A 25,059-nucleotide genomic window follows, 5' to 3' on the forward strand; every position below is an offset into this window, starting at 1 on the left:
CAACAAGCAAAATCATATACGTTTTAATGGTAGTGACCCATATTTATGCTTCACTGCCCAGAGGGAGATAACATGGCTATTGATGAAAACAAACAAAAAGCATTGGCCGCAGCACTTGGTCAAATTGAAAAGCAATTTGGTAAAGGGTCTATCATGCGTCTGGGCGAAGATCGTTCCATGAACGTTGAAACCATCTCTACGGGTTCTTTATCATTAGACGTTGCTTTGGGCGCAGGTGGTTTACCACGCGGTCGTATTGTTGAAATCTATGGCCCAGAATCTTCTGGTAAAACGACGTTAACTCTGCAAGTTATTGCTGCTGCTCAACGTGAAGGCAAAATTTGTGCATTTATCGATGCTGAGCACGCTTTAGATCCTATCTATGCTAAAAAACTGGGTGTAGATATTGATAACTTGCTGTGTTCTCAGCCTGATACAGGTGAGCAAGCCTTAGAAATTTGTGATGCATTATCTCGTTCTGGTGCTGTTGATGTTATCGTTGTTGACTCCGTTGCCGCTTTAACACCAAAAGCAGAAATTGAAGGCGAAATTGGTGATTCACACGTTGGTTTAGCGGCTCGTATGATGAGCCAAGCTATGCGTAAATTAGCGGGTAACCTGAAAAACTCCAACACATTGCTTATTTTCATCAACCAAATTCGTATGAAAATTGGTGTTATGTTTGGTAACCCAGAAACCACAACAGGCGGTAATGCACTTAAATTCTACGCATCTGTTCGTTTAGATATTCGTCGTATCGGTTCTGTTAAAAACGGTGATGAAGTTGTTGGTAGTGAAACTCGCGTTAAAGTGGTGAAAAATAAAATTGCAGCACCATTTAAACAAGCTGAATTCCAAATTATGTATGGCGAAGGTATCAACACCTTTGGCGAACTGATCGATTTAGGTGTTAAACATAAATTGGTAGAGAAAGCGGGTGCATGGTACAGCTACAATGGTGAGAAAATTGGTCAAGGTAAAGCCAATGCAACAACTTACCTAAAAGAACACCCTGAAATGTACGATGAGTTAAATACTAAATTACGTGAAATGTTATTAAATCATGCTGGCGAATTTACTAGCGCAGCTGATTTTACTAACGATAGCGATGATGCGGCAGATATTGAAGAAACAGAAGAATAATTCTTTTGCCAATGCCTAAATTGCTAAATTGAATGCGTATTGAAACATATTACGATTATCGTAGTTGTAAGACACTAGTCAATTAATGTGATTTAACTCACTTAAAAAAGGAAGCTCTAAAAAGGCTTCCTTTTTGCTATATGTCGTATTTTTTATTCAAAATAGGGTTCAAATTAGTCTTATTTTGTTTTCTTCCTATGAAAAATAGCCTTTAACACTACTTTATTTAATATAACGATATTTTTTACTAATCTATTTTTTGTAGTTGTATGAAATTTTATATAGTGAAATTTTGGTGATATATTCTTATTAATAATTAATCTAAATAAGAATCATTACGATAATCTGGTTGCACCAGATAGTAAATAATTGACATATAAAGATAAATATCTTCAAGATATTTGGATCTAATTTAAATTGTATTTAAAGGTTTGTTGAGATGTAAGGTGAATTTTATACTGATAAGCGCTTTTATTTTAGTAAGTTATCGTGCTCTTAATATCTTATTTAAGTAATGGTGCTTATGTGTTTATAACTAATTGCCATGAGAAAAAGAGATTATTTGTAGAAAAGAAACGTATAGAGAGTAATTCCATAAAAGATCAGTAATAACAAATACTTTTTAATAATTACAAAATGAAAATACTTTCAGTTGTTAACATTTTCCAAGATAATTGCTCTTAAATAGAGAAAAGTCCCATTCTCAGATAACAATCCCACTTTCAGAAAAAAACTAGACGATTTACAATGTCAACACGAATAAGTTTATCGGGGGTTTTACTTCTGACAGAAGAAATTCTATCTTATCCCTACTTATGTATTCGTTGGCTAAGTAGAGGTAACAATAAACCTCCTCTAACTAGATTTCTAATTTCTGTTTTTCCAGCTTGATTTCGGGATAATTATGAGCAAAAGCACCGCTGAGATCCGTCAGGCGTTTCTCGACTTTTTTCATACTAAAGGACATCAAATAGTACCTAGCAGTTCTTTGGTTCCAAATAACGATCCAACATTGCTGTTTACAAACGCAGGGATGAACCAATTCAAAGATGTATTTCTTGGATTGGATAATAGACCTTATTCCCGAGCGACAACCGCGCAACGCTGTGTGCGCGCTGGTGGTAAACATAACGATTTAGAAAATGTGGGTTATACCGCTCGTCACCATACCTTTTTTGAAATGCTAGGTAATTTCAGTTTTGGTGACTATTTCAAACATGATGCAATCAATTTTGCTTGGGAATTATTAACAAGCAAAGAGTGGTTCAACTTACCTAAAGAAAGACTTTGGGTAACAGTATATGCCACAGATGATGAAGCTTATGATATTTGGAATAAAGAAATTGGTATTCCAGCAGAAAGAATCATCCGTATTGGTGATAACAAAGGCGCACCATTTGCATCAGATAACTTCTGGCAAATGGGGGATACAGGCCCTTGTGGACCTTGTACAGAAATATTTTATGATCATGGTGACCACATTTGGGGCGGACCTCCAGGATCACCAGAAGAAGACGGCGATCGCTATATTGAGATCTGGAACATCGTCTTCATGCAATTTAACCGTAAGTCAGACGGTACAATGGACCCATTACCAAAGCCTTCTGTAGATACTGGTATGGGATTAGAGCGTATTACAGCTGTTTTACAGCATGTAAACTCTAACTATGACATTGATTTATTCCGCTTGTTAATTGAATCAGTTGCTAAAGTAACTAATGCATCAGATTTAAGTAATAAATCATTACGCGTTATTGCAGATCATATTCGTTCTTGTTCATTCCTTATTTGCGACGGTGTTATTCCTTCTAACGAAGGCCGTGGCTATGTATTGCGTCGTATTATTCGTCGTGCAGTACGTCATGGTTATATGCTTGGCGCAAAAGATACCTTCTTCTATAAGTTAGTAGCTCCATTAATTGAAGTTATGGCAGAAGCGGGTGAAGAGTTAAAACGTCAACAAGCTATCGTTGAAAAAGTATTAAAAACGGAAGAAGAGCAGTTTGCTCGTACATTAGAACGTGGTCTTCAACTATTAGATGAAGAGCTTGCTCAATTAACAGATGACGTTCTTCCTGGTGAAACTGCTTTCCGCCTTTATGATACTTATGGTTTCCCTATCGATTTAACCGCTGATGTTTGTCGTGAAAGAAATATCAAAGTTGATGAAAAAGGCTTTGAAATCGCAATGGAAGAGCAACGTAAACGTGCTCGTGAATCCAGCGGTTTCGGTACTGACTATAATAGTTTAATTAAAGTGGATAGCCGCAGTGAGTTCTCTGGTTATGATCATGATGAACAGCAGGGCACAATTACCGCTATTTTCCATAACGGGCAATCAGTCACTGAATTAAAAGCAGGTGAAGAAGGTATTATCTTCTTAAATAAAACCGCATTTTATGCAGAGTCTGGTGGTCAGGTTGGTGATAAAGGTGTTCTAACAGGTAAAGATAGCCTGTTTGAAGTCACAGATACGCAAAAATACGGTAAAGCTATTGGTCATATTGGTAAAGTTAACATAGGGTCATTTATTGTTAACCATAAAATCAATGCCACAATCGATATTGCTCGTCGTGATGCTATTCGTTTAAATCACTCTGCTACACACTTATTGCACGCAGCATTGCGCCAAGTTCTGGGTACGCATGTTACTCAAAAAGGTTCTTTAGTTAACGATAAGTATCTGCGTTTTGACTTTTCTCATTTTGAAGCGGTTAAACCAGAACAATTACGACAAATTGAAGATATTGTAAATGCGCAAATCCGTCTTAACTCACCAGTTGTCACTGAGTTAATGGATCTTGAAGATGCAAAAGAAAAAGGTGCGATGGCACTCTTTGGTGAAAAATACGACGAACGAGTTCGTGTTTTAACCATGGGTGACTTCTCTACTGAGCTTTGCGGCGGTACTCACGCTTCTAGAACGGGTGATATTGGTTTATTCCGCATTGTCAGTGAGTCAGGTACGGCAGCTGGTATTCGTCGTATTGAGGCGATTACTGGTATTGCAGCAATTGAGAGTATTCATGAACAATCAGATCTTATCTCTCTTGTTGCACAAGTTCTAAAAAGCGATGGTACAAACTTGGTCGAAAGAATCAAAACAGTCCAAGAAAAACATCGTTTATTAGAAAAAGAACTTCAACAACTAAAAGATCAGCAAGCTGCTCAAGAGAGTTCCTCTTTAGGTGGTCAAGCTAAAAACGTGAAAGGTATCAAACTTTTAGTTCGTGAGCTTAATGGTGTTGAGCCAAAAATGTTAAGAACAATGGTTGATGATTTAAAAAATCAATTAGGTTCTGCAATTATTGTGCTTTCTACTATTTCTGATGGTAAAGTGAGCTTAATTGTTGGGGTCACTAAAGATTTAACTGCTAAAGTTAAAGCTGGTGAGCTAATTAGTTTTGTAGCACAGCAAATTGGCGGTAAAGGTGGCGGTCGCCCTGATATGGCTCAAGCTGGTGGTACTGACGTTGAAGCCTTACCAGCAGCTTTGGCAAGTGTTGACGAGTGGGTTGAATCGCATCTGTAAGCGATAGCAACCTGAAAAAAGGCGCTATCCCTGTTTGTATAGGGATAACGCCTTATAGAGATATTGGTAATCCGTTAAATAATCAATCACTAAATTTATATTTTGTTATGAAGTATGAGTTACTTGTGATAAATAATGATTATACGAATTGACAATGTATGATGGATAATGGCCGGGAAATTCTAGAGACCCGACTCTTGTAAATTTTCAAGGAGCAAAGAATGCTTATTCTAACTCGTCGAGTTGGTGAAACGCTTATGATAGGCGATGACGTGACCGTAACCGTTTTAGGGGTTAAAGGTAATCAGGTACGGATTGGCGTAAACGCACCCAAAGAAGTATCTGTCCATCGTGAAGAGATCTATCAACGAATTCAGGCCGAGAAAACTCAGCCTACTGATAACTACTAAACTAATTCCTATTTTTAGTTAGTTACAATTCATTCGTAAGCGTCCACACTTTTGCCGGGTTTGGGCGCTTTTCTCTTTATAAGACTTTTGATTCCCTTCTTTGTTCCTATCTTTGCTCTCCTTGAGCTGTATTTATTATTACACTATCCGTTTATTCTGATTGACAGAATTGAAAGTCTTTTTACCTCTAATCATTCGCTTCACAATTATTTGCTGTATGAATAAATTTATTTACTAAGAGAATAAAATACTTGAATGATTTTTCATCAGCGATATCATTGTGTTTAGAACTTTTTTAGCCAATCTTGATGATAAACGCATCAGTTTGTTTGTGAAGTGTTCAAACAAACGTATATTCGTAAAAAGTTGAGAAAAATTGTTTGACTTCTTAGGCTGAGAAAGTAATATGTGCGCCACACAGAGACGAGATGTTCAGTAAGAACTTCTTCGAGTGGTTCTAAATATGGTGAGATGGCCGAGAGGCTGAAGGCGCTCCCCTGCTAAGGGAGTATGCGGTCAAAAGCTGCATCGAGGGTTCGAATCCCTCTCTCACCGCCATTTAGATTTGCATCCTTAGCTCAGCTGGATAGAGTACTCGGCTACGAACCGAGCGGTCGGAGGTTCGAATCCTCCAGGATGCACCATATTCCAACCCCATGATTAATGTATGGGGTTTTTATTTTGGTGCAAATGGTGAATAATTTGCATTAAAAGCGTAAAGTATTAAAACGGCGCATCCTTAGCTCAGCTGGATAGAGTACTCGGCTACGAACCGAGCGGTCGGAGGTTCGAATCCTCCAGGATGCACCATCTCATTACTCAGATTGCCAATTGCAATATGAGCAGCTAGAAAAATAACGACGACGCATCCTTAGCTCAGCTGGATAGAGTACTCGGCTACGAACCGAGCGGTCGGAGGTTCGAATCCTCCAGGATGCACCATCTCATTACTCAGATTGCCAATTGCAATATGAGCAGCTAGAAAAATAACGACGACGCATCCTTAGCTCAGCTGGATAGAGTACTCGGCTACGAACCGAGCGGTCGGAGGTTCGAATCCTCCAGGATGCACCATCTTCAAAGCCTCGCTATTGCGGGGCTTTTTGCTTTTCTGCATTCTCTTATTTCTCATCATATAACGTCTTTGTTTAGCATCAACTAACAATGCTAACATCATCTAATCAGCGACAATTTAGTGACTTTGCGATAAAGTAACTCCTATCTATTTACTAACATCAATCAACGCGGGAGGTCACCTTTGATCCCGGACGTATCAAAAGCGCTTTCTTGGTTGGAAGCACACCCTAAAGTTTTATGTGGAATCCACCGTGGTATAGAGCGTGAAACCTTAAGAGTTACGCCAGAAGGCAATTTAGCATCAACAGAGCATCCTATTTCATTAGGTAAATCATTAACTCATAAATGGATCACGACTGATTTTGCTGAGTCTCTATTAGAGTTTATTACACCTGTTGATGATAGCATTGCACATACCTTGCATTTTTTAGGTGATTTACATCGCTACACAGCACGTCACTTAGATAATGAACGTATGTGGCCTATGAGTATGCCTTGCTTTATTGAAGCAGAAGATAAGATTACGCTGGCTCAATTTGGCACCTCTAATGTTGGGCGTTTTAAAACACTCTACCGTGAAGGGCTTAAAAATCGTTATGGCGCGTTAATGCAAACTATTTCAGGTGTGCATTACAACTTCTCACTGCCTATCGAGTTTTGGCAAGCATGGGCAAATGTAAAAGACGAAGAGAGTGGGAAAGAGGCGATTTCTGACGGTTACTTACGTCTTATTCGTAACTACTATCGCTTTGGCTGGATCATTCCATTCTTCTTTGGTGCATCACCGGCAATTTGTGGATCTTTCTTAAAAGGAAGAGAAACAAACTTACCATTTGAAAGCACGCCTAAAGGGGCGAAGTATTTACCTTATGCAACTTCATTACGTTTAAGTGATTTAGGGTATACCAATAAATCTCAAAGCGATTTAGATATCACCTTTAATCATCTTGAAACGTATGTCAAAGGGCTGAAAAAAGCGATTCATAAGCCTTCTGAAGAGTTTGCTAAATTAGGTGTTAAGAAAGACGGTGAGTATATTCAGTTAAACACCAATGTGTTGCAGATTGAAAATGAACTCTATGCACCTATTCGTCCTAAGCGTGTAGTTAAAGGTGATGAATCACCTTCTGATGCGTTATTACGTGGTGGTATTGAATATATCGAAGTTCGCTCACTTGATATCAATCCATTTACGCCAATTGGTGTTGATGAAACACAAATTCGCTTCCTTGATTTATTCCTGATCTGGTGTGTATTAGCGGATGCCCCAGAGATGAGTGCCTCTGAATTAGCGTGCTGCCGTTCAAATTGGAATAACGTTATTCTAGAAGGGCGTAAGCCAGGTCAAGTTATTGGAATGGGTTGTGGCGAAAGAAAAGAGCCACTAGCGCAAGTTGGTAAAGCCTTATTTGCTGATTTAGAACGTGTTGCTAATGTTCTTGATTGCTGTTCAGGCACTAAATATATGGAAGTTTGCGTTAATTTAGAGGAAATGTTCGATAATCCTGAATTAACCTTCTCTGGCAGACTTTTAGACAAAATTAAAACACAAGGTATTGGTGGTTTCGGTTTATCTTTAGCTGAAGAATATTACCAAGAATTAATTAAAACACCTTATGAAACGTTAACTGATGAAGCTTTTGATCATGAGAGAATTTCATCCATAAAACGTCAAGAAGAGTTAGAAAAGAGTGATACCATTTCTTTTGATGAGTATTTGAAGATCCATGCGGGGACAAACACCGATAACGTGGCTTCCTAAACTTAGATAGAAAAAAGCCACACTAAGATTTGTGTGGCTAAAAAATTCTATAGAGAAATAGGGATGATAACAATTTGCGCGTATTCATTACTAAGACCGTGCTACTCGTAGAAAGTTTCATTTTTTCTTAAAAATATTTAAATTTTTCTTAGGAGGTTTTTTATGCCTTTATTGGATAGCTTTACTGTTGACCATACACGTATGTCAGCACCTGCTGTACGCGTTGCTAAAACAATGAAAACGCCATCAGGTGATACCATCACGGTATTTGATTTACGTTTTACTGTGCCAAATAAAAAAGCCATGCCTGAGAAAGGAATTCATACATTAGAACATCTGTTCGCTGGATTTATGCGTAACCATCTTAATGGTAATGGTGTTGAGATAATCGATATTTCTCCAATGGGATGCCGTACAGGCTTCTACATGAGCTTAATTGGACAACCTGAAGAGCAACGTGTAGCTAATGCCTGGAAAGCAGCAATGGAAGATGTTTTGAAAGTAAAAGATCAAAACCATATCCCAGAGCTGAACGTGTACCAATGTGGTACCTATGAAATGCATTCACTGACAGAAGCTCAAGATATTGCACGCGATATTTTATCTCATAGCATTGGCATTAATCATAACGATGAATTAGCCCTGCCTGAAGAGACTTTAAAAGAGCTGCATATCTAAGCGATAGCTAATTTATGACGTTAGGGGATAATAGATCAGGAAATTCGCACTCTGATTTATTGTCTCTTTTTTGTTTTTATCTCCTCATTATTTTTCTTTTCTCTACTCCATTGTTTTATTTTCTTATCTTCTTATATTGTTAGCACAGTAATGGATTAAATTTATGCTTAATACACGGAGTACACTTCTGTTATGGAAAATCACAAATTCTCATCACCTAAATTAGTGTTAGAGTTTTTTGTTCGAGAATTTTATTTTGTAGGTAAAGGCACATTACGAACTCAATTTCCTAAAGATGCCTTTTTCTATCAGGGGCGTTCTAAAGCACTTGAATATCGTTACTTAGAACGAGTTCACAAAAAGTATGTTAAACGCACTCAGTGCGAACCAGAGCTTATTATCAAGCCTGATTCGTTACTGCTCTCGTCAGAACTCAATCCTGAATTATTTGCTAAGATCACTAAACCACAAACAAACACCATAATGAAAATATGTGGTGATTATCTTTATAAAGAAAAAGATGAAGAGCAATATCGTTGGTATTTTCAACAAGATGAAATTAAAACAAACAGTTATAGCGGCGAGAATTCGCAGCTAAAATATGAAAATATTCGTAGCTTAGCACCTCATCATTTTAATATTGAAGCGATAAACGATGAGGGGGCGCTTATTACTAATTTTCCGCGCAAGTCCCTTTCTCTTACTTTGAATAAAGGAGAGACGGCATGTTTTATTTGTAGGCGTGAAGAGTATGGCGCTGATTATTCTTATCAGCCTGCATTAAACTTAGTTATGTGGGTCAAAAATCATGGTTTCTATTCTGATTATCAACAATTAAAGCCTACAAAACTAATACAAGAGCAAGCAATAGAACCTTTCTATATGAAACCAGCCAGAGAGTTTGATTTTCGTAATAGCAAATTACGGTTTGAACTAGGGTAAACTGCAAAAAATAAGCGCCTTAGAGGGCGCTTATTTTATATTCACTAATGATGTGGGATTGAAAGGTGGCGAATTAACGCCTTTTTGATGACGTTATCCTGAACTTCAAGGATTTCAAATTCGTAGTCACTCACTTTTATTTTATTACCGACAACAGGTAAATCACCTAGCTCTTCAATAATGACACCATTGATTGTTCGAGCTTCATCTTCAGGTAAATGCCAGCCAAAAGCTTTATTGATATCTCGAATATTTGTTGTGCCATCAACTAATAATGAACCATCTTTTTGAGGAATAACTTCTTCTGCTAAAGAAGGGGACATCGAGGTAGTAAAGTCACCTACGATCTCTTCAAGAATATCTTCAACGGTTACTAAACCTTGAATTTCACCATATTCATCAACCACAACACCTGCTTTTTCGTTATTACGTTGGAAGTTGACGAGTTGTAGGTTTAACGGTGTGCTTTCTGGGATAAAGTAGATTTTATCGGCAGCTTTCATCAGAATTTGTTTGGTAAACTCTTTTTTCTCAGTCATTAAGCGATAAGCTTCTCGTACACGTAACATGCCAATTGCATCGTCAAGCGTATCACGATAAAGCACAATTCGACCGTGAGGAGAATGAGTTAACTGTCTTACGATAGATTTCCATTCGTCATTGACATCGATACCAAAAATCTCATTTCTTGGCACCATAATATCGCCAATTGTTACTTTTTCTAAATCCAAAATCGACAGCAACATATTCTGATTTCTTTGTGAAAGCTTTGATTTAGATTCATTAACGATAGTTCTTAACTCTTCTTTTGATACCGCATTTCCCTGTATTACTGGGGACTTAATACCAAAAATACGCATCAGTATTAATGTGATTTTATTAAAAAACCAAACAATAGGCAGCATCAATTTTTGCAAAGGAGAGAGAATAACACTACTTGGATAAGCAACGTGCTCTGGATAAAGTGCCGCAATTGATTTTGGAAGCACTTCAGCAAAAATAAGGATAATAAAGGTCAGCACACCAGTGGCTATTGCTACACCTGCATCACCGTATAAACGCATACCAACAATGGTAGCTAGTGCAGATGCAACAATATTAATCAGATTATTGCCAATCAATACTAAACTAATCAATCTGTCAGGACGTTGTAATAATTTTTCTACACGTTTTGCAGAGCGATTTCCTTGTTTTGCAGCATGACGAAGACGATAGCGATTAATCGTCATCATACTGGTTTCAGTCCCAGAAAAATAAGCTGAGGCAATAATCATACATACAAGTATGATAATGAGCGTAGTTGTTGACACATGCTCCAAAATTGAGATCCTTTTGCTACCCTAAAATAGAAAATTAATTAAGCACTAACTCTTGTAATAAACGATTACCAAAAAAAGCTAATGTTAAAATAATAGCGCCAATCAAATTAAAGATAATGACTTTCTTTCCTCTCCATCCTTCTCGAAAATGTCCCCATAATAAAATGATGTAAACAAACCAAGCAATGATAGAGAAAATAGATTTATGGATATTTTCTTTACCAAAAATATTATCCATATACACCAAACCTGTACATAAGGTCAGTGTCAGTAATACCACACCCACTTGTGTGATATGAAACATTTTACGCTCAATTGACATTAATGGTGGCATTTGAGGTGAGAATTTTAGTTTCTTATTTTTTAGTTGATAGTCGAGCCAACTAAGTTGTAACGCATATAAAGCGGCAATTAACAGTGTGGCATAGCTTAATAAAGCCAGCCCAATATGAATAAAGAGTGATGTGCTACTTTCAAGATGTGTAACAAATTCGCCCGGCATAAGTGCTGCAATAACAAGATTGACTATTGCGAAACAATAAACAATAGGCAGTAAGAACCATGCTCGGCCACGAGAAGCCACAATCGTCATAATAACGCAGACCATCAGACTAACAATCGCACCTAGATTGGTGAGTGAAAGATTTTGTCCGCTGTGAGGACGGAAAATTAAAAATTTTAATGAAATGGCATGTGCAACAAGTGCAATTACCGCAAATAGTAGAGCTAATCCGCGGTATCCATTCTGCTCTTTTCGTAACAGACCGGGCAAAAACAGCACCAGACTGAGTAAATAAGCGCAGACAGCGACGATAGAGATTGATATAACGGGCATAGTTTCGCTTACATATATTGTTTGAATAACTTCCTAGTATAGCGCTAGGAGCATACGGCTCCAACTATTGAAGTCATTAAGCTTAAATCTCTATGCAGAGATCCGCGAGTCATCGTGATATAATCGGTGGCATACATGACCGATAAGCCCAACTTTAACACTGAGCTAAGATAATGTTTGAGAATTTAAGTGACAGACTATCGCGCACATTGCGCAATATAAGCGGTCGAGGAAGACTGACCGAAGAAAACATTAAAGAGACACTGCGTGAAGTGCGTATGGCTTTATTAGAAGCCGACGTTGCCTTACCTGTGGTTCGTGATTTTATTGCGCGCGTCAAAGAGAGCGCAGTAGGGCATGAAGTTAACAAAAGCCTGACACCGGGTCAGGAGTTTGTGAAGATTGTTCAAAATGAACTCGTCAATGCGATGGGGGAAGTGAATACTGACCTTGATCTATCAGCACAACCGCCAGCTGTTGTGTTAATGGCAGGTTTACAAGGTGCCGGTAAAACGACCAGTGTCGCAAAATTAGGTAAATTCTTAAAAGAGAAAAAGAAGAAAAAAGTTCTTGTTGTTTCTGCTGACGTTTATCGCCCAGCAGCGATTAAACAGCTTGAAACGTTAGCCGAAACGGTTGGCATTGATTTCTTCCCTTCGACTGTTCAAGAAAATCCAGTCACAATTGCAAGTAATGCATTAAAACATGCACAACTTCAATTCTATGATGTATTGCTGGTGGATACAGCCGGTCGTTTACACGTAGATGAAGGCATGATGGAAGAGATCCAACTTCTCCATAAAGCCATTAATCCAGTTGAAACCCTGTTTGTTGTTGACGCCATGACGGGTCAAGATGCAGCAAATACAGCAAAAGCATTTAATGAAGCACTGCCATTAACAGGGGTTGTATTAACCAAAGTTGATGGTGATGCACGCGGTGGTGCGGCATTATCAATTCGCCATATCACTGGTAAGCCAATTAAATTCCTCGGTGTTGGGGAAAAAACAGAAGCCTTAGAACCTTTCCACCCAGATCGTATTGCCTCTCGTATTTTAGGCATGGGTGATGTTCTGTCTTTGATTGAAGACATTGAAAGCAAAGTTGATAGAGCTCAAGCTGAAAAGCTAGCGACAAAACTTAAAAAAGGTGATGGCTTTGATCTAAATGATTTCTTAGATCAATTAAAGCAAATGAAGAACATGGGCGGCATGGCGAGTATGTTAAGCAAAATGCCGGGTATGTCTCAGGTGCCAGATGCAGTAAAATCACAAATGGATGATTCAATTTTAGTGAAAATGGAAGCAATTATTAATTCCATGACTAAAAAAGAACGTCAAAAACCGGAAATCATCAAAGGTTCCAGAAAACGCCGTATTGCAGCGGGTTCAGGAACACAAGTGCAAGACGTCAACCGTTTGTTAAAACAGTTTGATGATATGCAACGTATGATGAAAAAAATGAAAAAAGGTGGCATGGCTAAGATGATGCGTAGCATGAAAGGTATGATGCCACCTGGATTCCCAGGCCGATAAAATCAAAAAGCCTGAAAAAAAACGTGCTTTGGATTGCTTTTTTCGCCAAAGTGAGTAAACTTTTCGGGCTTTTTATATGACAACCGGACTCCGTTCCTCGATGGCGTCTGGTTGTTTTATTAACTAATGAGGATGTTATGGTAACAATTCGTTTAGCTCGTGGCGGCGCAAAAAAGCGTCCGTTTTACCAAGTAGTAGTAACCGATAGCCGCAATGCGCGTGATGGTCGTTTCATTGAGCGTGTAGGCTTTTATAACCCACTGGCAACCGGTAATGCAGAAGAATTACGTTTAGACGTAGACCGTGTTGAACACTGGGTTGCTCAAGGCGCAACAGTTTCAGAACGTGTTGCTGGCCTGATCAAATCAGCGAAGAAAAGCGCTTAATCTGTCGCGGTGGTAACAATGAGCGAACAAAAAACCTTAAAAGAGCCTGTAGAACCTATTGTTATGGGTAAGTTGGGCTCACCTTACGGGATCCGTGGTTGGCTCAGAGTTTTTTCCTCCACCGAACACGCCGAAAACATTTTTGAATATCAACCGTGGTTTATTCAGCGTCATGGACAGTGGGAAACCATTGAAATTGAAAGTTGGAAACATCACAACCAAGATATTATCGTCAAGCTAAAAGGTATTGATGACAGAGATGCGGCCAATTTCCTGACTAATTTTGAAATTACTGTGAATGCTTCGCAACTTCCAGAACTTGAAGGTGAATATTACTGGAAAGACCTGATGGGTTGCCATGTAGAAACGGATAAAGGCTACGATCTGGGTGTCGTTACAGACATGATGGAAACGGGCTCAAATGATGTCATGGTGATTAAAGCGAATCTGAAAGATGCGTTCGGTATCGGGGAACGGTTAGTTCCGTTTCTTGATGGGCAGGTTATCAAGAAAGTCGATCTCTCAGCGAAAAAAATTATCGTTGATTGGGATCCTGGTTTTTAGATTATCCGGTTAACGGTTCTCAATAGTGGGACACAAAAATGTGGATTGGGGTAATTAGCCTATTTCCAGAAATGTTCCGCTCTATAACCGAGTACGGGGTGACTGGTCGGGCAGTGAAGCATGGTCTGCTCAATGTAGAATGTTGGAATCCCCGAGATTTTACATACGACAGACACAATACCGTTGATGATCGTCCTTATGGCGGTGGTCCCGGTATGTTGATGATGGTTCAACCTTTAAGGGAAGCCATTCATCAAGCGAAAGCTGCGGCAGGTGATGGAGCAAAGGTGATTTATTTATCACCTCAGGGACGCAAACTCGATCAACAAGGAGTTTGTGAACTGGCAACAAATGAGAAGCTAATTCTAGTTTGTGGTCGGTATGAAGGTATAGACGAGCGTGTCATTCAGACTGAAATCGATGAAGAGTGGTCTGTAGGTGATTACGTATTAAGTGGTGGGGAATTACCTGCCATGATAATGATAGATGCAGTAGCGCGCTTTGTACCGGGTGTTCTCGGACACGCAGCCTCTGCGAAAGAAGATTCTTTTGCTGAAGGTTTACTGGATCATCCTCACTATACTCGCCCAGAGGTTTTAGATGGTATGGAAGTTCCGGCAGTTTTACTGTCAGGCAACCATGCTCATATTAATCGCTGGCGCATGAAACAATCACTGGGTCGAACCTGGCTAAGAAGACCTGAGCTTCTGGAAAGCCTAGCTCTGACTGACGAGCAAAGAGTGCTGTTAACAGAGTTCCAACAGGAACATCTGTCAGGAACAGCAGAGTAAGTCTGACACAAGATGTCATTAATATCAGTTTACCTAGGGTAAGAGAGTTATTATGAGCAATATTATTAAACAAATCGAACAAGAACAGATGAAGCAAGATGTTCCTTCATTCCGTCCTGGTGACACTTTAGAAGTTAAAGTATGGGTTGTTGAAGGTTCTAAAAAACGTCTGCAGGCATTCGAGGGCGTGGTTATCGCTATTCGTAACCGCGGTCTGCACTCTGCATTCACTGTTCGTAAAATTTCTAATGGCGAAGGTGTTGAGCGTGTATTCCAAACTCACTCTCCAGTCGTAGATAGCATCACTGTTAAACGTCGTGGTGCGGTTCGTCAAGCTAAACTGTACTACCTGCGTGAGCGTTCAGGTAAGGCTGCTCGTATCAAAGAGCGTCTTAACGCTAAATAATACGCTTTCGCACATCCGAAAGTTATTGTTAAAAGGTCAGCATTTGCTGACCTTTTTTTATATCCCTTCATGTTGAAAATATTATTTATTAATTTTTTCTCTCTTTTATTTCTTAATTCCTATCTTAATCTATTCTTCTTATGTCGAGATTCATTAAAAGATAAAGTGTAAATTTAAATTTACATACTTGCGTTTTAATTTAATCTTCATCACGTTATTTTTATCTCATTCATTATTTATAACCAATTGTTATTTATTGTTTATTTATAACAAACATCATGAGTGTAAAGATTGAATTACAATAACGTCAAAATTATTAAAAATATGGATTGATTTCTTTACATTGCGTGTTATCTTATCTTTCAGACACACAAAAAATCACAATGACAGATATAAAAAAGGTAAAGATTATGATCATGCAAAAAGACGCACTCAATAATGTGAATATCAGCGAAGAGCTGGTTTTAATTACTCCTGAAGAGTTAAAACAAAAATACCCATTGAGTCGCAATGATCTGCATGCCATTGCTCAGTCACGTCAAACAATTTCTGAAATTGTCCAACGCCGTGATCCTCGCTTACTCGTGGTATGTGGGCCTTGTTCCATTCATGATGTCGATGTTGCGTTAGATTACGCAAAACGCCTGAAAGTCTTAGCGTCTGAATTAAGTGATAGTCTGTACATTGTGATGCGTGTCTACTTTGAAAAACCTCGTACAACTGTTGGTTGGAAAGGCTTAATTAGCGATCCATTTATGGATGGTAGCTTTGAAATGGAAAAAGGGTTACATATTGCCCGTAAGCTACTGACCGAACTTGTACAATTAGGTCTGCCTCTGGCAACCGAAGCGTTAGATCCTAACAATCCACAATACTTAGGTGATTTGTTTAGTTGGTCTGCAATTGGTGCTAGAACAACAGAGTCTCAGACTCACCGTGAAATGGCATCAGGGCTTTCAATGCCAGTTGGATTTAAAAACGGAACAGATGGTAATTTAGATACCGCAATTAACGCAATGAAAGCGGCTTCTATGCCACATCGTTTTATGGGAATTAATCAATCAGGACAAGTTTGCTTATTACAAACACAAGGTAACCCTGATGGCCATGTAATTTTACGTGGTGGTAAAACACCAAACTACCATGAAGAAGATGTTGCTCAATGCGAAGCTCAGATGGTGAAAGCAGGATTAAAACCATCATTAATGATTGATTGTAGCCACGGTAATTCTAACAAAGATTTCCGTCGTCAAACGGCAGTGGTTGATTCTGTGATTGAGCAAATCACTAAAGGTAATGAATCTATCACTGGTATTATGTTAGAAAGTCATATTAATGAAGGCAATCAATCTTCAGAGCAATCTCGTAGTGAAATGAAATACGGCGTCTCAGTAACAGATGCATGTATTAGTTGGGAAACAACGGAGTCAGTGTTAAGAAATTTACATGCTCAACTTTCTCCGATTTTGGCTCAGCGTGAAGCACAGTTAAAAAAAGTTAGTTAAGTTAGATAATCATAAAGAAAAAAGAGGCAAGCATAGATGGCTGAAGAATTACAAGGTTTGCGTGAGCAAATTGATCAGGTAGATAAATCACTGCTTTCTTTACTCGCAAAAAGAATGCAACTGGTAGCTGAAGTGGGTGAAGTTAAAAACCGCCACGGCTTACCGATTTATGCACCTGATAGAGAAGCCTCCATGCTTGCTTCTCGTCGTAACGATGCACAAAAGATGGGAATTTCCCCAGATTTAATTGAAGATGTATTACGCCGAGTGATGCGAGAATCCTATACTAAAGAGAACGATAAAGGATTTAAAACTCTCAACCCTCAACTTGGTAAAATCGTTATTGTGGGAGGAAATGGGAAAATGGGTAAACTATTTTCTCGTTTGTTTACACTCTCTGGCTATCAAGTCGAAAGCTTAGAAGCGGATGAATGGCAAACCAAATCGCCTGCTATTTTTGATAATGCAGGGATGGTGATTATCAGTGTACCTATTCATTTAACTGTTGAGGTTATTGAAAAACTTCCTGCATTACCTGAAAACTGTTTACTTGTCGATCTCGCTTCTATTAAAAAGGCGCCTTTAGAGGCGATGTTAAAAGCGCATAGTGGACCCGTTTTAGGTCTTCATCCAATGTTTGGCCCTGATGTACCTAGCTTAGCAAAACAGGTTGTGGCGTACTGTGAGGGACGAAACCATACTGCATTTGAATGGTTGTTAGAGCAGTTATTGGTATGGGGAGCAAGAATTGAGGCTATTGCGCCAGAAGAGCATGATAAAAACATGAGTTTTATTCAAGCTCTTCGACATTTTACTACTTTTGCTTATGGTCAGCATTTAGCAAAAGAAAAAGTTGATTTAGCCAGTTTACTGCGACTCTCATCTCCTATTTATCGCTTAGAATTAGCAATGATAGGGCGCTTATTTGCTCAAGATCCACAACTTTATGCTGATATTATTTTGTCATCGAAAGAGAATATTGAATTAATTCGTAGATATCATCACTCATTAGGTCAAGCTATCGATCTATTAGATATAAATGCAAAGAGTGAGTTTATCCATTCATTTAATAACGTGAGTGATTGGTTTGGTGATTATGCTTCTCAATTTATGAAAGAGAGTGGTGTATTATTACAAAAAGCGAATGATAGCCGAATCTAGTTAAATTATTTGTTATATAAAAGGCCGAGCAATAAATAAATTGTTCGGCCTTTTTATTTTATTAATTATTTTATGTTTAGCTTATCACCACTCATCATCACAAGGTGGCCAAACACAACCACTAGGATCAGACGTATTGCTATTATTTTGAGAATACTCATTTATTGATGCTCTATTTTCTTTTGCTTCTTCATAAAAATGAGCGCTTGCATAACTAGCGAAGAAAAATGAGAGTATTAATATATATTTTTTATTCATAAAAATTCCTATTCAAACAATATGCTATAACTCAATAGTCTTTGGGGTCAGGACAAGGGCTTACTGTGCAACGACTCAAATCCGATTGAGACGTTAATGAATAAGCGTAATAGCTCTCTTGTGATTGAACTTCATCTACGTTATTAGTAAAAAATAGACTTAAAATCAGTATGATAAAAGTATTCATATAATCTCCCTATCATTTCAAAAATTTAATAATAGATATAAATCACCTATTTTTATTCAGAAAATAAAAATAGAGAAATATAAATATACATTTAAAAACAATGGGATAAATATCTAATTTTATTAAAAGACTAATCTATCTTATATTTATTGTTATTTAATTGTTATTGTTGGGTTTAATTAAAGAATAATTAATGTTCGATATTGTCTTTTTATTAAAAGTTATTTGTTGATGAGATCTTAAAACTGAATGAAATTAAAAGGCATTATAAAAACTATAACAATGATCAAAAAAATGGATATAACAATTATCGTAAATTATATTTTATAAACTCTTTTTTTTGCAAGAAGTGCTAAAAACTCAATTGTATTATTTTTTATTTATATTCCGACGTGTTTTTCAAGGGGTAATTTATGGATTTTTTAATACAACTCGCCATTATATTAGTGTGTCTATTTTATGGGGCTAGGAAAGGGGGAATTGCATTAGGTCTATTAGGTGGTGTAGGTCTGGTTATTTTAGTTTTTATTTTTAAACTTCCTCCGGGAAAACCACCTGTTGATGTAATGCTAGTTATTATTGCCGTTGTTTCTGCATCAGCAACATTACAAGCATCTGGTGGGTTAGATGTTATGTTGCAAATAGCAGAAAAGTTATTACGTAAAAATCCCAAATATATTTCTATTGTTGCACCACTCGTAACTTGTACTCTTACAATATTATGTGGTACTGGACACGTTGTTTATACCATATTGCCAATTATTTATGATGTGTCGATTAAAAATAATATTCGCCCTGAAAGACCAATGGCGGCAAGTACAATTGGCTCTCAAATGGGGATTATTGCCAGCCCTGTTTCCGTTGCCGTTGTTACATTAGTCGCAATGCTCGGTGATGTAACTTTTAATGGTAAACACCTTGAGTTTTTAGATTTATTAGCAATTACCATTCCTTCAACTTTTATTGGTATTTTAGCCATTGGTATCTTTAGCTGGTTTAGAGGAAAAGACTTAGATAAAGACCAACGTTTCCAAGAATTTGTTTCAGTGCCCGAAAACCATGATTATGTTTATGGTGATACAGCTACACTTCTAGATAAAAAGCTCCCAATGAAAAACTGGGTAGCAATGTGGATATTCTTAGGTGCAATTGCTGTTGTTGCAATATTAGGTGCTTTCTCTGAAATACGTCCTGTATTTAATGGTAAGCCATTATCTATGGTGCTCGTTATTCAGATGTTTATGTTATTAGCCGGCGCATCAATTATTATTATCTGTAAAACTAACCCTTCTCTTATTTCTAAAAATGAAGTATTCCGTTCAGGGATGATAGCAATTGTTGCCGTGTATGGTATTGCTTGGATGGCAGAGACCATGTTCTCTGCGCATATGAAAGAAATAGAAGCGGCATTAGGGCAATTAGTACGAGAATATCCTTGGGCTTATGCAGTTGTCTTATTATTAGTATCTAAGTTTGTTAACTCTCAAGCGGCGGCTTTGGCTGCGATTGTTCCTTTAGCATTGGGTATTGGTGTTGATCCTGCATATATCATTGCATCGGCACCAGCTTGTTATGGTTATTATATTCTGCCAACTTATCCTAGTGACTTAGCGGCAATTCAATTTGACCGTTCTGGTACAACTCGAATAGGGCGTTTTGTTATTAACCACAGCTTTATTCTACCGGGATTAATTGGTGTAACCGTTTCCTGTGTCTTTGGTTGGGTATTTGCTGCGATGTATGGTTTCTTATAATTAACGTTAAATAAGAACACAAAAAAAGCCAGATAGTTATACGCTATCTGGCTTTTATCTTTGCATGAGGTTATTTCACTTCAACAGGAACAACATTTTCTGAAGGGTAACAGCCTAATATTTTTAGTGAGCGTGTTGTTTGCGATAAATCGTGTAAGGCTTTTTGCATATTGATATCACGTAAATTTGCTTGAACATCAATATAAAACATCTCTTCCCAAGGAGTGCCATTAATAGGACGCGACTCGAGTTTTGTCATAATAATGTCGTATTTTTTTAAAATCATTAAGGCATCAACTAATGCACCTGCTTGTTGCCCTGTCGCCATTAAGAAGGTTGTTTTAGCAGGAACTTGGTCTGAAACATCAATTGCTTTTCGTGCAATAACAATAAAGCGAGTTACGTTTATTTGCTGGTTTGCTAAATTATTGGCTAAGGGTTTTAAACCATAAAGAGAGCCACCGGCTTCACTACCAATAGCTGCAACGTGTGCTGATTGTGCAAGAGCCACTTTTTCCATTGCAGCCGCTGTACTTTCGCAATATTCAATTTTCCAGTTTGGATACTGATTTAAATAATGACTACATTGTTGGAAGGGTTGAGGATGACTATAAATAGTTTTCAATTCTTCTGGACTGCTATCAACACTTGTTAAAAGTGCATGATTAATAGGGATACGAATTTCCCCAACAATAGAGATTGATGTTGTTTGCAGTAAATCGTAAACATCATTAATTGCACCAGAACTGGTATTTTCAATCGGCAGTAAACCGTAATCAGCTTGACCGGTATCGACAAGTGTAAAAATGTCGTCAAATTTCTGACAAGTACAATCAACGAAGGTATCAAAATGGCGAGCTGCATATTGACGAGCGGCAATATGTGAATAAGAGCCTTTAGGCCCTAAATAAGCAATTCTAGCTGACTCATTAGGTGTTGCATTAAGATGTTGTTGTAGGATGGCTTGTTGCGTTAATACAGAGTCTTCAATGATCATTTGAAAAATACGACTAATATAAAAACCATCTAGCCCAACGTTTTTTCCTTTCTCAATTAATAAATCAAGTAATTCACGCTCACGATTTTTATCTCTAATAGGGCGATGTGTATTCAATTTAAATTGAGCGACATCAGCAGATAATTGGCGTCTGTTTGCTAACAACGTTAGTAATTCTGAATCTAACGTTGTGATTTTATCTCTGATTGCTAATAAATCGAGTTTTTCCATGTTTAAGCCCTATACCGTTATGTCATACCATCATAAATAAAAAAGCCTCCAGTTGGAGGCTATTGTCGTTCTTATTTTTCTTTCTGAAATGACAAAGCCTCTTAATGAAAGAGTAGAAAGAAAAAGAAGAAAGGCAAATGTGAATGTTTGTTCATTATATTGATTGGTAAATTATTTAACATATAGCTATCAAACATGATGATGTGAAAGGAGTCAAGAAAAATACAATAAAAAGCGCATCACGAGGATGCGCAGAGGCGTTTTGAGTCAGTGATTTATTCTAATTTTTAATCTTGCTTTACTATTTACATTTCATCGACAAGTAAATTCTCTTCTTTCAGGCTGTTATCAGCCCGACGAGATTCGTTTTTATGCTGAACTTTGTTTAATTGGCGTTCAAGTTTTGCCAGTAAGTCATTAATTGCAACATACATATCGGCGTGTTGTGCATTAGCGACCAGTTGCCCATTTGGTGTATGAATGCTGGCATCAACACTAAAACCTTTAGGATCTTTCGTAAGAATAATATGAGGATTGATTAAATTCACCTGCCATTTATTGAGTTTAGTTAGACGGCTTTCAATGTGTTCACGTAGTGCTGGGGTAATTTCCATTTGTTTGCTAGTAATATTTATAATCATATAGTTACCTCTTTATTACTCCGTCTTCGATAACTTCAGAATATCGTGATACACAATTTAAAACATGATCAAAATCACTTTTTGTTAGATGTATGTGTAACTAGTAATAGAAACGTGACAAATGATAAATAGCTGAAAAAGACCGCTTGTTAAGTTGCATTTATTCAGTCATATTAGGAAGGTTGGGCTGATGAAAAGTAAAGACAATTTAGCTAGAAAAGAATAAAAAAACAGCAGCGATAAGCTGCTGTTTTTGATGGTAATGTTTTAGTTAGGCTGGATTTGCTGCAATCAATGAAGCCACTTTTTCAGCTTCTAGTGTCAGACCTAATTCTTTATAAGCGTTTTCCATGTAAACAAGCGCATCACGAGTGGCTTGTGTATCAGGATAATCACGCATCATTTGCTCTACTCTATTAATAACCGCGACATAAGCCCCTCGTTTAGTATAGAATTTCGCAACAGAAAGCTCATACTTCGCTAAACGGTTTTTAAGAAAGACTAGGCGTTTGGTTGCATCGGCGACATAAAGACTGTCTGGATAGTAACGAACTAATTGACTAAAATCTTTAAATGCCACGATTGCATGTTGAGGATCACGGTCTGAACGATCAATACCAAAGAATCCTTGTAATGCACTATCATCTAATGCTTGAGCTGTTAAGCCACGCATATAAAGAACATAGTCGATATTAGGATGGGTTGGATTTAATCGCATAAAACGGTCGATTGCAGAAATCGCCATTGGTAGTTCTGCTGATTTATAATAAGCATAAATCAGATCGAGTTGAACTTGTTGCGAGTAAGGGCCAAAAGGATAGCGATTATCGAGAGACTCTAATTGTTTGATAGCCGCTCCATAATTGCCATCTAGCAATTTTTCCTGACTGGTTGAGTAAAGCTCAGAAGGCGACATATCGGCAGTAGCGTCTTTGTCTGAACTCGAACAGCCAGCAAGTAACAGGCTTACAGTGGCCGCTGCCACCAGGTATTTAATGCGTCTCATCACGTATTGATTATCCTCTGAATAGGTTTGGGGAGTCTCTCCGTGAAGCTCCCCTGAAATCGGTTACACTATAACTCATTTTAAATGAAACGGCTGTGCCGTCAAAACACTAACTTAATTAATAGAAAATTATTTATGTCTCAACAAATACGACTTAATGCTACAGTCGCAGATTCACAGCTGGGTCAACGCTTAGATCAGGCTTTGGCCGAAATGTTCCCTGATTATTCAAGATCTCGTATAAAAGAGTGGATCTTAGACAATAGAGTGCAGGTTAACGATAAAATCATCAATAAGCCAAAAGAAAAAATGCTTGGCGGTGAAAAAATTGAAGTCGATGCCTTAATTGAAGAGGAAGTTCGCTGGGAGCCTCAGAATATTCCGTTAAATATCGTCTATGAAGATGATGATATTTTAGTTATCAATAAACCAAGAGATCTCGTTGTACATCCTGGTGCGGGTAACCCAGATGGCACCGTACTAAACGCATTACTTTATCGCTATCCAGAGATTGCTAATGTACCTCGTGCGGGTATTGTCCACCGATTGGATAAAGATACAACAGGTTTAATGGTTGTTGCAAAAACAGTTCCTGCACAAACGCATTTAGTAGAAGCTTTACAACGTCGTGAAATCACCCGTGAGTATGAAGCGGTTGCAACAGGAAGAATGACGGCAGGTGGATTAGTGAATGAACCTATTTCTCGACATCCAACTAAACGTACTCATATGGCTGTGCACCCAATGGGTAAACCAGCAGTAACACATTATCGTGTTATGGAGCATTTCCGTGCTCATACACGTTTGCGTTTGCGTTTAGAAACTGGTCGTACTCACCAAATTCGTGTTCATATGGCTCATATTCACCATGCGTTAATTGGTGACCAGCTTTATGCAGGAAGACCTCGTCCTTTAAAAGGGGCTTCAGATGAATTACGTGAAACGTTACGTTTATTTGATAGACAAGCTCTGCACGCAACGATGCTACGCCTTTATCATCCAATAACGGGTATTGAAATGGAATGGCATGCACCATTACCTGATGATATGGTTAAGCTTATCGATGTGCTAAAAGCTGACGTTGAACAGTTTAAAGATGAAATGGATTGGTAAATGACTTCATTAATTTTTCCAGATTGGCCACAACCTGAAAATATTGGGTCTTGCAGTACCTTGAGAGAAGGGGGGATTAGTCTGCCACCTTATAATAGCCTCAACTTAGGTACTCATGTTGGTGATAAATTGTCTGATGTCGAAGAAAATAGACGCAGACTTTGTCAACAAGCTCAATTGCCTGAAATGCCATTATGGCTTGAGCAAGTTCATGGCACTCATGTTGTTACACTAAATACTGAGAAAAATAATGAATTACAAGGTGATGCCCTTTACACCTCTACTGAGAAAAAAGTTTGCGCAATTATGACGGCAGATTGTTTGCCTGTCCTTTTTACAACGGTTGATGGAACAGAAGTTGGCGCAGCTCATGGTGGATGGCGAGGGCTTTGCCACGGTGTATTACAAAATACACTTGCGCATTTTAAAGCACCTAAAGATCAAATTATGGCATGGTTAGGACCCGCAATTGGACCAACCGCTTTTGAGGTCGGTGCAGAAGTTCGGTTGGCATTTATCGAAAAAAATATTGCCTTTGAGCCTGCATTTATTCCCCATAATGGTAAATACTTAGCTAATATTTATATGTTAGCGAGAATAATCTTACAGGAAAGTGGAGTAACTCAGATTTATGGTGGTGATTTTTGTACTGTAACTGATCCATCACGCTTTTTCTCTTATAGACGAGAGCATACAACAGGGCGAATGGCATCATTAATCTGGATTAAATAAACTTCCTCTCAGCATTTTTTCTCACTTATCTCAAATATTGATAAATATTTTTGCTCAAAATTTTTATTTTGAGCTTGAATATTGTCAAAATGAC

The 25,059-nt window shown here is 38.0% G+C and carries 23 protein-coding genes, 5 tRNA genes and 1 other annotated feature; of the genes, 21 read left to right on the forward strand and 7 right to left on the reverse strand.

Annotated elements, in window-relative coordinates; genetic code table 11:
• Positions 1–72: 72 nt before the first annotated feature.
• From recA to D7029_RS04865, 11 genes are all read left to right on the forward strand, one after another.
• On the forward strand, positions 73–1,143 hold the full coding sequence (gene recA, locus D7029_RS04815; RefSeq protein WP_194952006.1) for a recombinase RecA: 1,071 nt from the start codon (positions 73–75) through the stop codon (positions 1,141–1,143).
• Between the two features lie 904 nt (positions 1,144–2,047).
• The gene (gene alaS, locus D7029_RS04820) at positions 2,048–4,675 is read left to right on the forward strand and encodes an alanine--tRNA ligase (RefSeq protein ID WP_194952007.1); all 2,628 of its coding nucleotides are present in this window, start codon (positions 2,048–2,050) and stop codon (positions 4,673–4,675) included.
• A 221-nt stretch (positions 4,676–4,896) separates the two neighbouring features.
• A complete protein-coding gene (csrA, locus tag D7029_RS04825) occupies positions 4,897–5,085 on the forward strand; it encodes a carbon storage regulator CsrA (protein WP_004244778.1) in 189 nt (62 codons plus the stop codon).
• Between the two features lie 465 nt (positions 5,086–5,550).
• Positions 5,551–5,643: transfer RNA gene (locus tag D7029_RS04830), tRNA-Ser, on the forward strand.
• A gap of 9 nt (positions 5,644–5,652) precedes the next feature.
• Positions 5,653–5,729, forward strand: a tRNA-Arg gene (locus D7029_RS04835).
• A gap of 89 nt (positions 5,730–5,818) precedes the next feature.
• A tRNA-Arg gene (locus tag D7029_RS04840) sits at positions 5,819–5,895 on the forward strand.
• A gap of 55 nt (positions 5,896–5,950) precedes the next feature.
• Positions 5,951–6,027, forward strand: a tRNA-Arg gene (locus D7029_RS04845).
• Between the two features lie 55 nt (positions 6,028–6,082).
• A tRNA-Arg gene (locus D7029_RS04850) sits at positions 6,083–6,159 on the forward strand.
• Between the two features lie 184 nt (positions 6,160–6,343).
• Positions 6,344–7,924, forward strand: coding sequence for a glutamate--cysteine ligase (gshA, locus tag D7029_RS04855; protein WP_194952008.1), 1,581 nt, complete (start codon positions 6,344–6,346; stop codon positions 7,922–7,924).
• A gap of 162 nt (positions 7,925–8,086) precedes the next feature.
• Positions 8,087–8,602, forward strand: a complete 516-nt coding sequence (luxS, locus tag D7029_RS04860) for an S-ribosylhomocysteine lyase (protein ID WP_006534759.1) — start codon at positions 8,087–8,089, stop codon at positions 8,600–8,602.
• A gap of 192 nt (positions 8,603–8,794) precedes the next feature.
• Positions 8,795–9,544 carry a hypothetical protein gene (locus D7029_RS04865; protein WP_194952009.1) on the forward strand — a complete coding sequence of 250 codons (750 nt, stop codon included), beginning with the start codon at positions 8,795–8,797 and terminating at the stop codon, positions 9,542–9,544.
• A 44-nt stretch (positions 9,545–9,588) separates the two neighbouring features.
• Here D7029_RS04865 and D7029_RS04870 read toward each other — a convergent pair whose 3' ends face one another.
• Together D7029_RS04870 and D7029_RS04875 are read right to left on the reverse strand one after the other, a co-directional pair.
• The gene (locus D7029_RS04870; protein ID WP_088493487.1) at positions 9,589–10,863 is read right to left on the reverse strand and encodes an HlyC/CorC family transporter; all 1,275 of its coding nucleotides are present in this window, start codon (positions 10,861–10,863) and stop codon (positions 9,589–9,591) included.
• A gap of 34 nt (positions 10,864–10,897) precedes the next feature.
• Positions 10,898–11,698 (reverse strand): cytochrome C assembly family protein, encoded by an 801-nt coding sequence (locus tag D7029_RS04875; RefSeq protein WP_088493486.1) that lies wholly within the window; start codon positions 11,696–11,698, stop codon positions 10,898–10,900.
• Positions 11,699–11,871: 173 nt separating this feature from the next.
• On the opposite strand from D7029_RS04875, the gene ffh reads away from it, so the two are divergent.
• The 7 genes from ffh (at position 11,872) to tyrA (ending at position 18,046) form a co-directional block, all read left to right on the forward strand.
• A complete protein-coding gene (gene ffh / locus D7029_RS04880; protein WP_023580979.1) occupies positions 11,872–13,233 on the forward strand; it encodes a signal recognition particle protein in 1,362 nt (453 codons plus the stop codon).
• Between the two features lie 137 nt (positions 13,234–13,370).
• Positions 13,371–13,619, forward strand: coding sequence for a 30S ribosomal protein S16 (gene rpsP / locus D7029_RS04885; RefSeq protein WP_004244772.1), 249 nt, complete (start codon positions 13,371–13,373; stop codon positions 13,617–13,619).
• 18 nt (positions 13,620–13,637) lie between these two features.
• Positions 13,638–14,183, forward strand: coding sequence for a ribosome maturation factor RimM (gene rimM / locus D7029_RS04890; RefSeq protein ID WP_194952585.1), 546 nt, complete (start codon positions 13,638–13,640; stop codon positions 14,181–14,183).
• A 38-nt stretch (positions 14,184–14,221) separates the two neighbouring features.
• Positions 14,222–14,974 (forward strand): tRNA (guanosine(37)-N1)-methyltransferase TrmD, encoded by a 753-nt coding sequence (trmD, locus tag D7029_RS04895; RefSeq protein ID WP_109374397.1) that lies wholly within the window; start codon positions 14,222–14,224, stop codon positions 14,972–14,974.
• A gap of 52 nt (positions 14,975–15,026) precedes the next feature.
• A complete protein-coding gene (gene rplS / locus D7029_RS04900) occupies positions 15,027–15,380 on the forward strand; it encodes a 50S ribosomal protein L19 (RefSeq protein ID WP_023580978.1) in 354 nt (117 codons plus the stop codon).
• Positions 15,381–15,790: 410 nt separating this feature from the next.
• Positions 15,791–16,885, forward strand: coding sequence for a 3-deoxy-7-phosphoheptulonate synthase (locus D7029_RS04905; RefSeq protein WP_075672419.1), 1,095 nt, complete (start codon positions 15,791–15,793; stop codon positions 16,883–16,885).
• 36 nt (positions 16,886–16,921) lie between these two features.
• The gene (tyrA, locus tag D7029_RS04910; RefSeq protein ID WP_194952010.1) at positions 16,922–18,046 is read left to right on the forward strand and encodes a bifunctional chorismate mutase/prephenate dehydrogenase; all 1,125 of its coding nucleotides are present in this window, start codon (positions 16,922–16,924) and stop codon (positions 18,044–18,046) included.
• An 84-nt stretch (positions 18,047–18,130) separates the two neighbouring features.
• On the opposite strand, the gene D7029_RS04915 is transcribed toward tyrA, so the two are convergent.
• Both D7029_RS04915 and D7029_RS04920 read right to left on the reverse strand, forming a co-directional pair.
• Positions 18,131–18,304, reverse strand: a complete 174-nt coding sequence (locus D7029_RS04915) for a hypothetical protein (protein ID WP_193775121.1) — start codon at positions 18,302–18,304, stop codon at positions 18,131–18,133.
• A gap of 31 nt (positions 18,305–18,335) precedes the next feature.
• A complete protein-coding gene (locus D7029_RS04920) occupies positions 18,336–18,491 on the reverse strand; it encodes a hypothetical protein (protein WP_165125333.1) in 156 nt (51 codons plus the stop codon).
• Between the two features lie 413 nt (positions 18,492–18,904).
• Between D7029_RS04920 and D7029_RS04925 the strand changes: the two genes are divergently transcribed.
• A complete protein-coding gene (locus D7029_RS04925; RefSeq protein ID WP_075672423.1) occupies positions 18,905–20,245 on the forward strand; it encodes an anaerobic C4-dicarboxylate transporter in 1,341 nt (446 codons plus the stop codon).
• Positions 20,246–20,315: 70 nt separating this feature from the next.
• On the opposite strand, the gene pheA is transcribed toward D7029_RS04925, so the two are convergent.
• The 3 genes from pheA to bamD all read right to left on the reverse strand — a co-directional run bounded on the left by pheA (position 20,316) and on the right by bamD (position 23,120).
• Positions 20,316–21,473 (reverse strand): bifunctional chorismate mutase/prephenate dehydratase, encoded by a 1,158-nt coding sequence (gene pheA, locus D7029_RS04930; protein ID WP_194952011.1) that lies wholly within the window; start codon positions 21,471–21,473, stop codon positions 20,316–20,318.
• A 35-nt stretch (positions 21,474–21,508) separates the two neighbouring features.
• Positions 21,509–21,624, reverse strand: a sequence feature (Phe leader region).
• 154 nt (positions 21,625–21,778) lie between these two features.
• Positions 21,779–22,114 carry a ribosome-associated translation inhibitor RaiA gene (raiA, locus tag D7029_RS04935; protein WP_075672427.1) on the reverse strand — a complete coding sequence of 112 codons (336 nt, stop codon included), beginning with the start codon at positions 22,112–22,114 and terminating at the stop codon, positions 21,779–21,781.
• A 271-nt stretch (positions 22,115–22,385) separates the two neighbouring features.
• On the reverse strand, positions 22,386–23,120 hold the full coding sequence (bamD, locus tag D7029_RS04940) for an outer membrane protein assembly factor BamD (RefSeq protein WP_088493480.1): 735 nt from the start codon (positions 23,118–23,120) through the stop codon (positions 22,386–22,388).
• Positions 23,121–23,255: 135 nt separating this feature from the next.
• Between bamD and rluD the strand changes: the two genes are divergently transcribed.
• A complete protein-coding gene (gene rluD, locus D7029_RS04945; RefSeq protein ID WP_075672439.1) occupies positions 23,256–24,233 on the forward strand; it encodes a 23S rRNA pseudouridine(1911/1915/1917) synthase RluD in 978 nt (325 codons plus the stop codon).
• Positions 24,234–24,965 carry a purine nucleoside phosphorylase YfiH gene (gene yfiH / locus D7029_RS04950; RefSeq protein WP_102949399.1) on the forward strand — a complete coding sequence of 244 codons (732 nt, stop codon included), beginning with the start codon at positions 24,234–24,236 and terminating at the stop codon, positions 24,963–24,965. It begins immediately after the preceding gene.
• Positions 24,966–25,059 lie beyond the last annotated feature (94 nt).

The sequence above is a fragment of the Proteus vulgaris genome (assembly GCF_016647575.1).
Classification (GTDB): Bacteria; Pseudomonadota; Gammaproteobacteria; order Enterobacterales; family Enterobacteriaceae; genus Proteus; species Proteus mirabilis_B.